At 55.9% G+C, this 12270-nt stretch carries 13 protein-coding genes; 5 read left to right on the forward strand and 8 right to left on the reverse strand.

The genetic code is table 11. The features are described 5' to 3' along the window. Positions 1-112 precede the first annotated feature (112 nt). From GO984_RS08875 to GO984_RS08885, 3 genes are all read left to right on the forward strand, one after another. On the forward strand, positions 113-598 hold the full coding sequence (locus GO984_RS08875) for a (2Fe-2S)-binding protein (RefSeq protein WP_157022169.1): 486 nt from the start codon (positions 113-115) through the stop codon (positions 596-598). Between the two features lie 146 nt (positions 599-744). After that, positions 745-3111, forward strand: coding sequence for a xanthine dehydrogenase family protein molybdopterin-binding subunit (locus GO984_RS08880; RefSeq protein ID WP_157022170.1), 2367 nt, complete (start codon positions 745-747; stop codon positions 3109-3111). A 109-nt stretch (positions 3112-3220) separates the two neighbouring features. Beyond that, on the forward strand, positions 3221-4006 hold the full coding sequence (locus GO984_RS08885) for an FAD binding domain-containing protein (RefSeq protein ID WP_157022171.1): 786 nt from the start codon (positions 3221-3223) through the stop codon (positions 4004-4006). Between the two features lie 69 nt (positions 4007-4075). Here GO984_RS08885 and GO984_RS08890 read toward each other — a convergent pair whose 3' ends face one another. Both GO984_RS08890 and infC read right to left on the reverse strand, forming a co-directional pair. Next, positions 4076-4609, reverse strand: coding sequence for a hypothetical protein (locus GO984_RS08890; RefSeq protein WP_157022172.1), 534 nt, complete (start codon positions 4607-4609; stop codon positions 4076-4078). Positions 4610-4799: 190 nt separating this feature from the next. Further along, positions 4800-5402 (reverse strand): translation initiation factor IF-3, encoded by a 603-nt coding sequence (infC, locus tag GO984_RS08895; protein WP_157022173.1) that lies wholly within the window; start codon positions 5400-5402, stop codon positions 4800-4802. Between the two features lie 262 nt (positions 5403-5664). Here infC and GO984_RS08900 point away from each other — a divergent pair, with 262 nt between their 5' ends. Next, positions 5665-6420: a translation initiation factor 3 gene (locus GO984_RS08900; protein ID WP_157022174.1), complete on the forward strand. Its 756-nt coding sequence runs from the start codon at positions 5665-5667 to the stop codon at positions 6418-6420. A gap of 71 nt (positions 6421-6491) precedes the next feature. Here GO984_RS08900 and GO984_RS08905 read toward each other — a convergent pair whose 3' ends face one another. The 6 genes from GO984_RS08905 to cobA form a co-directional block, all read right to left on the reverse strand. Next, positions 6492-7355 carry a ferredoxin--NADP reductase gene (locus GO984_RS08905; RefSeq protein ID WP_157022175.1) on the reverse strand — a complete coding sequence of 288 codons (864 nt, stop codon included), beginning with the start codon at positions 7353-7355 and terminating at the stop codon, positions 6492-6494. Positions 7356-7494: 139 nt separating this feature from the next. Next, a complete protein-coding gene (locus GO984_RS08910) occupies positions 7495-7902 on the reverse strand; it encodes a DUF934 domain-containing protein (RefSeq protein WP_157022176.1) in 408 nt (135 codons plus the stop codon). Then, a complete protein-coding gene (locus GO984_RS08915; protein ID WP_157022177.1) occupies positions 7899-8690 on the reverse strand; it encodes a phosphoadenylyl-sulfate reductase in 792 nt (263 codons plus the stop codon). Before GO984_RS08915 ends, GO984_RS08910 begins: the two co-directional genes overlap by 4 nt. Positions 8691-8694: 4 nt before the next feature. Beyond that, complete coding sequence (locus GO984_RS08920; protein WP_157022178.1) at positions 8695-10362, reverse strand: nitrite/sulfite reductase; 1668 nt, start codon at positions 10360-10362, stop codon at positions 8695-8697. Then, complete coding sequence (locus GO984_RS08925; protein WP_157022179.1) at positions 10355-10663, reverse strand: DUF2849 domain-containing protein; 309 nt, start codon at positions 10661-10663, stop codon at positions 10355-10357. Before GO984_RS08925 ends, GO984_RS08920 begins: the two co-directional genes overlap by 8 nt. Beyond that, complete coding sequence (gene cobA, locus GO984_RS08930; protein ID WP_245231047.1) at positions 10663-11469, reverse strand: uroporphyrinogen-III C-methyltransferase; 807 nt, start codon at positions 11467-11469, stop codon at positions 10663-10665. The genes GO984_RS08925 and cobA overlap by 1 nt, the downstream gene beginning before the upstream one ends. Positions 11470-11614: 145 nt before the next feature. Between cobA and GO984_RS08935 the strand changes: the two genes are divergently transcribed. Next, on the forward strand, positions 11615-12082 hold the full coding sequence (locus tag GO984_RS08935) for an Lrp/AsnC family transcriptional regulator (protein WP_157022180.1): 468 nt from the start codon (positions 11615-11617) through the stop codon (positions 12080-12082). Positions 12083-12270: the final 188 nt, after the last annotated feature.

The raw sequence follows: 12270 nt of genomic DNA on the forward strand, positions 1-12270 counted from the left end.
GTGGTGCTGTTCTGCTTTGGGGTGACCTTGGGGGCTCTCAAATCGCTTCGCAGATGACCCATCCCGTGCTTAACTCGTCCTCAGCCAACAATAATAGCTAAGGGAGGGGTTCATGGCGAAGGTCTCAATGACCGTGAACGGTAAAGCTGCGAGTGCAGATGTCGAGGGGCGTACGCTTCTTGTCTCGTTTCTGCGTGAGGAGCTGGGACTGACTGGGGTGCATGTCGGATGTGATACCAGTCAATGCGGTGCCTGTGTGGTACATGTGGATGGTAAGGCAGTGAAAAGCTGCACTATGCTGGCCCTGGAAGCCGAAGGGTCTGAGGTTGCCACCATCGAAGGTCAGGCCGCTGAAGATGGTTCGCTTAACACGATACAGGCGGCATTTCAGGAACATCACGGCTTGCAGTGCGGCTTTTGCACTCCGGGTATGGTGATGTCGGCAGCGGCGCTGTTGAAAGACAATCCTAAACCATCGGAGCAGGAAATCCGCACATATTTGGAAGGCAATCTGTGCCGCTGCACCGGTTACCACAATATCGTAAAATCGATCATGGCAGCCAGTGGGCAGGATGTATCCGCTCTGGCAGCTGAGTGACGACGCAGCGAACAATGGCACAAGGTGCGTGATGAACACGCACCCTACACAGGGCGCTTGGCACATTATGGCTTGGCCCAAATCCAGCAGAGCTGTGAGATGTAGGGTGAGTGCTTGCACGCACCACTCAGGGAGGAGATTAAAACATGCCCAAAGATAGTGGCATCGGCGCCAGCCCAAAGCGGCGCGAAGACGTGCGGTTTCTGACAGGAAACGGCAATTACACAGATGACATCAACGCACATGGCCAAGCCTATGTGCATTTTCTGCGCTCAGATATCGCGCATGGGACGCTGAACAGTGTAGATACAACTGCCGCTGCAGCAATGCCCGGCGTTGTGCGGATTTTCACCGCAGCTGATTTTGAAGGTGTTGGCGGGGTTCCTTGTGGTTGGGAAATTACCGACCGTCACGGCAATGCGATGCAGGAACCCAAGCATCCGGTTTTAGCTGAGGGCAAAGTCCGCCATGTTGGTGAGCCAATTGCTGCGGTGATAGCTGAGAGCCTGGAACAGGCTCGGGATGCGGCCGAGGCAATTGAACTGGATATCGAAGAGCTTCCGGCTGTTGTTGATATGAAGGCCGCTGTGGCTGAAGGTTCGGTCAAGGTTCATGACGATTTGACCTCGAACCTGTGCTATGACTGGGGGTTTGTCGAAGAAAACCGTGAGGCTGTAAATCAGGCGTTCCAGGATGCAGCACATGTTACGTCGTTGGAGCTGGTTAACAACCGTCTGGTGGCCAACCCGATGGAACCTCGGGTCGCGATTGGCGAATACAACCGATCAACCGATGACAGCAAGCTGTACACTACAAGCCAAAACCCACATGTGATCCGGTTGCTGATGGGGGCCTTTGTTCTGGGCATTCCCGAGCATAAGCTGCAAGTTGTTTCCCCGGACGTTGGCGGTGGTTTTGGCACCAAGATATTCCACTACGCAGAAGAGGCATTTTGCACCTTTGCTGCCAAGGCCTGTAACCGGCCGGTAAAGTGGACATCGTCACGCTCCGAAGCCTTTATGTCGGATGCACATGGGCGTGATCACGTTACCAAGATCGAACTGGCATTGGACGCGGACAACAACTTTACCGCCCTGCGCACGGATACCTATGCAAATATGGGCGCCTACCTGTCGACATTTGCGCCCTCTGTCCCGACCTGGCTGCATGGCACTTTAATGGCGGGCAACTATAAGACACCGCTGATTTACGTGAATGTCAAAGCGGTGTTCACCAACACAGTTCCAGTGGATGCCTATCGTGGCGCTGGGCGCCCCGAGGCGACGTTCCAGCTAGAGCGGGTGGTAGACAAAGCTGCGCGTGAGTTGGGCGTTGATCCAATTGCGTTGCGGCGGCAGAATTTTATCACCGAATTCCCTTATGCCACGCCAGTAGCGGTGGAATACGACACCGGTGATTACCATGCCACCATGGACAAGCTGACTGAGATTGCAGATCTTTCGGGGTTCGATGCACGCCGAAAGGCGAGTGTCGCCAACGGAAAACTGCGGGGACTTGGGGTCAACTGCTACATCGAGGCCTGCGGCATTGCGCCCAGCAACCTTGTTGGGCAGCTTGGTGCCCGGGCTGGACTGTATGAAAGTGCAACCGTGCGGGTGAACGCCACGGGTGGTCTAGTGGTGATGACTGGATCTCACAGTCACGGGCAGGGGCACGAGACATCCTTTCCTCAGGTGATTGCCGATATGATTGGCATCGACGAGGGCATGATCGAGATTGTTCATGGGGATACCTCCAAAGTGCCGATGGGCATGGGCACCTATGGCTCGCGTTCGCTGGCCGTTGGCGGCTCTGCAATGGTCAGGGCAACCGAGAAAATCATTGCTAAGGCCAAGAAGATCGCCGCGCATTTGATGGAGGCCGCTGATGCAGATATCGAGCTGAAGGACGGAGAGTTCTCGGTTGCGGGTACCGATAAGTCTGTTGCCTGGGGTGATGTCACGCTGGCAGCCTATGTGCCGCATAACTACCCTCTGGAAGACATTGAACCGGGCTTGGAGGAGACCGCGTTCTATGATCCGGCTAACTTTACCTATCCGTCGGGGGCGTACGCCTGCGAGGTGGAGGTGGACCCTGATACTGGCAAGGTCAGCATCGAGCGTTTCTCGGCTGCGGATGACTTTGGCAATATCGTCAACCCGATGATTGTTGATGGGCAGGTTCATGGCGGCATTGGTCAGGGCATTGGCCAGGCGCTGCTGGAGGGCTGTGTCTATGATGAGGATGGTCAGTTGTTGAGCGCATCCTTTATGGATTACGCGATGCCGCGGGCCGATGACGTGCCGTTCTATTCGGTAGATCATTCCTGTCAAACGCCCTGCACCCATAACCCACTAGGGGTTAAAGGCTGTGGTGAGGCGGGGGCCATTGGATCACCGCCTTCGGTGGTCAATGCGGTGGTGGATGCGTTGCAATCTGCTGGTAAAACGGACGTGACTCATATCGACATGCCGCTGAGCCCAGGGCGGATATGGGCCGCCTTGAACAGCTGAACTGAAACAACCGAGAGCGCCGGGGGCCAGCCCCCGGACCCCCGGGATATATTTAGCCAGATGAAGCTGGGGTAGGTAGAGACCCAGGTTATCTGAGGAAGGAAGCGAAATGTATAATTTCGAGTTTGAGAAGCCTTCGACGGTTGCTGACGCGGTTGCGGCGCTGGCAGGTGATGAAGCGCAGGCGCTGGGAGGAGGTCAAACACTGATCCCAACCATGAAACAACGTCTGGCCAGCCCATCAAAGTTGGTGAGTCTGAGTGGCATTACAGAGATGCAGGGGGTGCAACGAGAGGGTGCCTCATTGACCATTGGCGGCGCTGTCAGCCATGCCGATGTCGCTGCGCAGGCTACCGATTATCCGGCACTGGCAGAGATGGCTGGTCATATTGGTGATCCGGCCGTGCGCAATCGGGGAACAATTGGCGGGTCACTCGCGAATAATGATCCGTCAGCGGATTATCCTGCCGCGGCACTGGCCTCGGCTGCGACGGTTGTTACCAATGCGCGTGAAATTGCTGCTGATGACTATTTTCAGGGCATGTTTGATACGGCACTGGAAGATGGTGAAATCATCACGGGAGTTAAGTTTTTAGTTCCTCAGGCCGCAAATTATCAGAAATTTGTGCAACCAGCCTCGCGCTTTGCATTGGTTGGGGTGTTTGTTGCGAAACATGCTGATGGTGTGCGGGTGGCGGTGACAGGCGCGTCTGAAGAGGGCGTGTTCCGCTGGAGCGAGGCCGAGGCGGCACTGGATGCAGACTTTTCGGCGGATGCGATTGCCGGGCTTACGCTGGACCCGTCTGGTATGATCGGGGACTTGCACGGCACCAAAGAGTATCGCGCGCATCTGGTTGGTGTGATGACCAAGCGGGCGGTCGCTGCGGCTGATTGATACTTGGGTCCTTTGAGTGAAATGCGGCCTCAGGTGTTCCTGAGGCCGTTTTCATTTGCTGTGGTTTGTTTACGAAGAAGGCAGGTTGCGTGGATTAAAGGCACACCATTCGCCAGCTTTTTGAAGGCTTTCGGCAAATCCGGTCGGAGAGAATTTGCCGTAGAGCCAGACCTCTCCCTTGGCTGCGCGGTCGAACATCACCTCGATAGAGGTTTTTGAATTCAGGATCGACGTGATCATGTCTGGCACCATGCCATCGGTTATATAGGCACCATAACCGCCAGTCCCCTCGTGGGTGAACATCTCGTCTCCCAGCCAGCTCTCTTGGCCATCAAAGGCCAGTACCGCAAAATCGTCCTCGTCCCAGGGGGCAGCGGTTTCGCCCGGCCAGGGGTGGTAGTCATAGCCAAAACCGGAACTGTATCCTTGATTGTGGAATGTGAAAACCAAGGCACCGGATGTATCGCGCGCAGCACGTTGGGTAAAGACATGGCAGGCGTGGCCTACCTTGGCCGCAGCCCAATCACCGCTTTCGAAAATGGCAGCTGAGGCATTGGCGGCGAGAAGAAGGCTTGTAGAGCAAAGAAGAGCCGAGAGTTTCATAAAGGATGTCCTGTTAAAAATTCGAACGGGTCATAGTGGCGTAGAAAAACGCGTCAGTTGAGCACATTTGCTAGAGAGCAACAGTTAATATTGGGTTGTACTGGGCGGGTTCGTGAGATTGCTCAAAATGAAAACGCCCCCGCGCCGGATGGCAGCAAGGGCGTTTGAAATTCTAACAGTTGTTAGCTGCTTACTTAGGCAGTGGACCAATCAGCATAATCATCTGACGGCCTTCCATTTTTGGCATGTTTTCGACTTTGCCGTGATCTTTGATATCAACGGCTACACGCTCTAGCAGTTCACGTCCCAGGTTCTGGTGCGCCATTTCGCGGCCACGGAAACGCAGAGTGATTTTCACTTTGTCGCCGTTTTCCAGAAACTTGTAAACGTTGCGCATTTTGACGCCGTAATCATGGATATCAGTATTGGGTCGAAATTTGACCTCTTTGATCTCGATGATTTTTTGCTTCTTGCGCGCTTCGCTTTCCCGCTTTTGCTGTTCATACTTGAACTTGCCGAAGTCCATGATCTTACACACAGGCGGATTGGCGTTGGGCGAGATTTCAACCAGATCCAGGCCGGCCTCTTGCGCCATAAGCATGGCTTTGGCTGGTGAAACCACACCGACGTTGTCGCCATCGGCGCCAATCAGGCGAAGGTCACTACCACGAATTTTTTCGTTGACGCGCGGGCCGGTGTCGCGTTGCGGCGGCGCATTGTGGGGTCTGCGGGCTATGACGGGAATCCTTCTGTCATTGCGTGAATTTACCTGAAAAGTAACGCTCTCGCGCATGTGATTCAAGCTGTTTGCTTCGTATGACCGGGGAGAATGAGGTTTTCAAGGCATCATTCTGACAATGTGGAGGAGAAGTTCGCGAGAATAGGCAGTTTTGTTGGTTTTTACGGTCGAAAACGCATCGGCCAAGATTAGCCACTGAGGTGTAGGGGTGTTTTTTCCCCCTTGAGGTGTTCAGAGCACAGGACCATTTCGCAACTCATACATGTTGAGTGAATTTTTTGCGCTCAAGCAACGATACTATCAAGGAGATTGAGATATGAAACCTGCAGTGATTGCGCTGGGGATTGGGGCTGCCGCTATTGGTGGCTACGTTTATTACACTAATATGGACCTGCCGACAGAGGTTGTTGAACAGGCGGATACCGCCCCGGCCGCAGAGACAGTCGAGCAGGACACTACTACTGCTGAACCAAGCGTTTTGGACCAAGTGACTGAAGCCGCTGAAGACGCCGCTGCAAGTGCCACCGAGGCCGCAAATGACGCTGTGGAAGCGGCAACAGATGCTGCGGAACAAGCAACTGAAGCCGCCACCGACGCAGTTGAAGCAACCGCAGAGGCTGTTGAAAGTGCAGCCGATGCAGCACAAGAGGCGGCGGAGGACGCTGTAGAGGCTGCAACGGAAGCAGGCGCTGAAGCTGCTGCCGTAGCTGAAGAGGCAGTAGGTGCCGCGACCGATACGGCCACCACAGTAACCGAGACTGCAACTGAAGCAGCAAGCGACGCTGTTGAGCAAGCCGGTGAGGCCGCATCAAGCGCTGTCGAAACGGCGACTGAAACAGCAACCGCCGCAACCGAAGCAGTTAGTGGGGCCGCGACTTCCGCAATGGACGCAGCCGCAGGCCTGTTGACCACCGAGGGTTTTGATTTCGATAAGGTGGTCGAGATGATTTCTGGCTCGTCGCTGGACGAGGCCAATAAATTGATGCTGACAACCGCTGTAACACAGGCCAAGGACAATCCAGAACTACTGAGTGTTGCGCTGGAACAGGTGAAATCTGCCTTGGGCCTGTAACCCCAAAATAGACCAAAAGGGCACCCTCTGGTACAGAGGGTGCCCTTTTTTGTATTCGCTCAGTGGTGGTCTTAATCTAAGAAGGCTTTTTCAACCACATATTGTGCTGGCTTAGAGTTTGCGCCTTCTTCTAGACCGTAGCCTTCGAGCATGTCCTTGATTTCAAGGTTGAAGGCCAGGTTGCCGCAGACCATGGCACGGTCGCTGTCGGGGTTGATCGGATCAACGCCAAGATCGGTAAAGGCCTCGCCTGAGCGCATCAGGTCGGTGATGCGACCCATCTTTGGGCTCTCTTCGCGGGTGGTTGTCGGATAGTAGCGGATCTTGTTCAGGTTCTCTTCGCCAAGCAGTTCGATCATCATCTCGTCCTGCTTGAGGTTTTCGATCAGCTCGGCGCCATATGTCAGCTCGCCAGCGGTGCGGCAGGTGTGAGTGATGATGACCTCGTCATAATCTTCGTAGGTTTGCGGGTCGCGCAGCAGCGATGCAAAAGGCGCAAAGCCAGTGCCGGTTGCAAAGAACCAGATACGCTTGCCAGGGATCAGCGCGTCATGCACCAGAGTGCCAACTGGCTTGGGGCGCAGGATGATTTCATCGCCAACCTGAATGTGCTGCAGTTTCGAGGTCAGCGGGCCGTCCTGAACCTTGATCGAGTAGAATTCCAACTCGTCATCCCAAGAGGGAGAGGCGATGGAATAGGCGCGTAGCAGCGGTTTCTGCTTGCCGGTTTTTGGGTTCACATCGCCCATCAGGCCAATCATCACAAACTCGCCCGAGCGAAAGCGCATGGAAGCAGGGCGGGTGACCCGGAACGAAAACAGCTTGTCCGTCCAGTGCTTGACCGCAGTGACGGTTTGGGCGTCGGGAAGGGTTGGAACGGCTTTTACGGGTTCGGCATTTGTGGCGGCGTCGGTCACAGGGGTTATCTCGTTCATCGGTTACACTGCCGACTGCATAGCCGACACCTCTGATTAATCATTGATATGGGTCAGGAAAAGGATTTGTTTTGCAAGTTTCCGGCCCCGCAGTGGTTTCGGGGCCGGAACTGCAAATATCCTGACAGTAAAAGCTGGTTTAGGCAGCGGCGGGAGAGCCTCCACGCATACGGGCCTGATAGTCGTTTTGTTGCCAGTTGGCACGGGCCAGCCATTGGTTTTCAGGCTGGCGCGCGGCCAGTTCATCGCTGATCTCAACGTCATCAAACCCGGAACGGCGCGCCATGGCGTATTGGTCGGCGATCAGATGGCCGGTGGCGCGCAGGTGCCCCTTGTAACCTGACAAACGGAGGTGGCGCGCAATGGTGAATCCACGACCGTCCGCAAAACTGGGGAAGGCAATGCGGATCATCTGCACTTGCGCAGCAATGCGTTCGGACAATTGCACCGGATCAGTGTCTGAGGGAAGGTCGAGCGCGGTGTCACCTTCGTAACCCAAAGTCCAGGTGTCAGGGCCAAAGCCCTTGTCGGTTATGATCACAGTCATGAATTTGCTCCTGTGCGAATAAATTGCCCATCCACGACGTGGATGCCGCATTCTTCTTTGCTTTGGTTCCGCCAGCGGCCAGCACGAGGATCTTCGCCTTCTTGTACTGGAGAGGTGCAGGGAGCACAGCCAATGGAAGGATATCCCTTGGCCACCAACGGATGGCGGGGCAGGCGATTTTCGTCCATGTAGACACGCACGTCCTCAGGCGCCCAATGCGCCAGTGGGTTGATCTTGATACGACCGGTTGGCCCGTTCTCGGTGTCTTCGATCTCAAAAAAGTCCAGCGCAGCCCGACTGCCAGCCTGAAAGCGTTTGCGACCGGTGATCCAGCCCTCATAACCTTCAAGCGCATTTTGGAGCGGTGCGGTTTTACGCAACGCACAGCAGGCATCCGTGTCACTAAAACGCAGAGCGCCATAGGGATCTTTTTCTGCGATGTCTTTGGCTCGAATGATGCGCAGATTACGAAGCCCCAAGCGTTCTGACACTTCCTGTTGATAGACCAAGGTTTCGGTGAAGAGCAGCTCGGTGTCCACGAACAACACAGGTGTTGCTGGATCTATCACTGCCGCCATGTGAAGCAAAACTACGGATTCAGCTCCGAAACTAGAAACCAGTGCGATATTGCCTGTTTCTTGCAGGGCACCTTGCATCACTGCGGTAGCCGAGTGGTGGCGGTAGCGTGCATTCAGATCGGCCACCCGTTTTTCCAGCGTTTGCTGTGCGGCGGGTTGGTCGGGGGCCAGCCCCCGAGCCCCCGGGATATTTTTAGCTAGATGAAGCATGGGATCAGGCCACCTTTTTAATAGCTTCGGGATAGAGCGCAGCTTTGAAGGGGGACATGCCGACCCGGCGGTAGGTTTCCAAAAAGGTCTCTTCCGCGGTATCGCGCACCGAAAGATAGGCGTCGACGATACGCTCAACAGCTGGGACGATTTCATCATAGGCAAAGCCGGGACCTGCGCGTTCACCGACAGCGGCCGACCAGGTGGCGTCACCGCCCAGAGTGATCTGGTAGTTTTCCACCCCTGCGCGATCGAGACCCAGGATGCCGATATGGCCCACATGGTGGTGGCCGCAGGCATTGATGCAGCCTGAGATTTTGATCTGCAAGTGGCCAATATCGTGCTCCAACTTCAGGTCATCAAAGCGGGTAGCGATTTGTTCGGCAACCGGGATAGAGCGGGCTGTTGCCAGTGCGCAGTAATCCATGCCTGGGCAGGCGATAATGTCGGAGATCAACCCGATATTGGCAGTGCCAAGTCCGTGTTGTTTCAGTTTTGCATGAATCGCTGGCAGGTCCGATTTATGGACATGCGGCAGGATTACATTTTGCTCGTGACTGATGCGCAGTTCATCGTAGCCATAATCGGCAGCCAGAGTTGCCATCACCCGCATCTGTTCAGCGCTGGCGTCACCAGGAGTGGCGCCGTGCTTTTTGATCGAGATGGTAACAATAGCATGATCGCTGACGCGATGATCGGCCAAGTTGGTATCTGCCCATGCCCGAAACACCGGGTCGGCCTTGTAGGCGGTGTCATAAGGCGTGGTAGAGTCGGCCCGGAATTTCGGTGCCGAAAAATGCGCCTTAATTTCGGAGAATAGCTCTTGGTCAGCCCCTAAGAACGTCGGGCGGATCAGGGCAAATCGGGCGTCCACGCGGGCGCGGATGTCGTCAATCCCATGTTCGTGAACTGTGATTTTGATGCGGGCCTTGTACTTGTTGTCGCGGCGACCGATTTGGTTCCAGACTGAGACCACGGCTTCGATGTAGGGCAACAGGTCGGCGCGTGGGACAAAATCATTGATGACTTTGCCGATCATCGGCGTACGGCCCAGGCCACCACCAATCAGGATCTGATAGCCAGTTTCGCCCGCGTCATTTTGGACGACACGAACGGCAAGATCATGGGCTTTCAGAACCGCGCGGTCCTTGGCTGCACCGCCAACGGCGATCTTAAATTTGCGACCCATGAACTGGAATTCCGGGTGGTCGGTGGACCACTGCCGGATCAGTTCGGCGATGGGGCGTGGGTCTTCGATTTCATCCGCAGCGGCACCGGCGAAGTGATCGGCGGTTACGTTGCGGATGGTGTTGCCCGAAGTCTGGATGGCATGCATGCCAACCTCGGCCAGCGCGTCCAGCATGTCCGGTACGTCGCTCAGCTTAGGCCAGTTGTACTGGATGTTCTGGCGGGTGGTGAAGTGGCCATAGCCCTTGTCCCACTTTTCGGCCAACAGCGCCAATGTGTTCATCTGGGCTGAGTTCAGCGAACCATAGGGAATGGCGACACGCAGCATGTAAGCGTGCAGCTGTAGGTATAACCCATTCATCAGGCGCAGCGGTTTGAACTCGTCCTCGGTGAGAGAGCCGTCAATGCGGCGCTCGACCTGGGCACGGAACTGTGCGTTGCGCTCGGCCAGAAAGGCGGTGTCGAAGTCGTTGTACTTATACATTGGCCAGGACCTCCTGCTTGCCGTGGGCATAGTTCGAAGGCCCGGTGCGGCGGAACTCCTCGCGGAAATGGGTGGGTTCAGGCCCATTGGTGCCTGACGAGGCGTCAGCCAGATAGGCGCCAACTACGGTAGCAGGTTGGCTGTGGGCATCCAGCAGGCGCAGCTGGGCGTGGGCCTCGTCTGTAATCAACTCGGCCTCAGCCAGATCACGGCTCCAGGTGTCTGCGGCGGTGAGATAGATCACGTCGCCTTCGATCAGGTGGTTGGCAGTGATCACTTTGGGGGTAAAGGCGCGGGCCATTATGCATGCTCCAGCTTGAGATCGGTAAGGGCGGCAAGGCTGGCGCGCGGCGCCAGGCCAAAGAGGGTAAGGGCAGGGCCATTAAATCCGGCATCGGCCAGATCGTCGGGCAGTGTGTAGAGGGTTGTTTCCAACACGCGCTGGTCTGCGCGTGAGGCGTTTTCAACGACGGTCACGGGTGTGTTTCGGTCCGCGCCATGCATGATCAGACGACCCTGGATGAAGCGGGCGGATTTTTTGCCCATGTAGATTGCAGCTACTTCACCGGCACGGGCCAGTGCAGCCCAATCGTGATCGGCAAAGCCCTTCATGTCGTGACCGGTCAGGAACCGCACCGAGGCGTTCCGGCCGCGTTGGGTCAGGCTTTGGCCGATGTCTGCCACTGCTGCCGAGGCCGCGGTGATGCCAGGAATGACGTGGTAGTCAATACCGGCTATATCGCAGGCGGTGAGTTCCTCGTCCAGGCGTGCAAAGATCGCAGGGTCGCCGGACTTGAGGCGCAGCACCCGTAGGCCAGATTTGGCCAGAGCAACCATACGGTCGCAGATTTCCTGCTGGGTGACCTGTGGGCCAAAGCCCTCTTTGCCGACATCCTGAAGCGAAGCAGAGGGCCCTGCTAGTTGCAGGATCGCGTCGCTAACCAGGCGGTCATGCAGAATCACATCGGCCTGTTGCAGGGCTTTGAGCGCCTTGATGGTCAGCAGGTCGGGATCACCGGGACCGGAGCCCGCAAAAGTCACTTGGCCCGGCTGCATGCAGTCGGTGCCGCCCTGGGCATCGGGTGTTTCGGGCATTTTATGCAGCATGGCGGCCTCGTGGGTTGCGATTGAATTGATCTTAGATATAGGAAATAATCCCGTATCTTTGCTATATGCTGGCGCGAATAAGAACGTGCATTCCATTTTGAGAGGCGAGGTGGTAGAAAAGTTGCCAAACACGAGGGAAGTGAAAATGTCGGTACGAATTGATGCCACGGATCGGAAAATTCTGGCGGAGCTGCAGCGCGATGCCAGTCAATCTTTGGATGAAATCGCCAAGAATGTGGGGAGTTCCAAGACGCCCGTGTGGAATCGCATCCGTAAATTGCGTGAAGCAGGGGTGATTGGGCAGCAGACAGTTGTACTGGATGCTGAGGCGCTGGGATTTGAGGCCTGCTTCTTTGTTTTGATCCGCACATCTGAGCATGAGGCCGACTGGCAGGCTAAGTTTTTGCAGGCGCTGCGGGATCGCCCTGAGGTTCAGGAGGCGCATCGGCTGGCGGGGGATATTGATTACATCCTAAAGGTACGGGTGCAGAACGCGCGGGCCTATGACACCTTCTATCAGGCGCTGATTTCCGAAGTCCGCGTGCACAACGTGACAGCGCTGCTGTCGATGGAAGAGATCAAGTCGACCACCATGTTGCCGCTGGAGAGCTGAGACGTAGTCAAATTAAGCGCTTCCGCGCACTCTTACTCAGCAAGGGGTGAGGTGATGTGCCCCCTAACCTTTGTTTTCGCCGAAAGTTTGATTTTTCTGCTGATAAGCTATTAAGGGCAAATCTGCCCTTTAATGCGCTATGTCGAGTATCTGTTGAGTTGTGCCCGCGTCAAGGACCGGCCGCGCCG

Origin of the sequence: Parasedimentitalea huanghaiensis (assembly GCF_009753675.1) — a bacterium.
GTDB lineage: Bacteria > Pseudomonadota > Alphaproteobacteria > Rhodobacterales > Rhodobacteraceae > Parasedimentitalea > Parasedimentitalea huanghaiensis.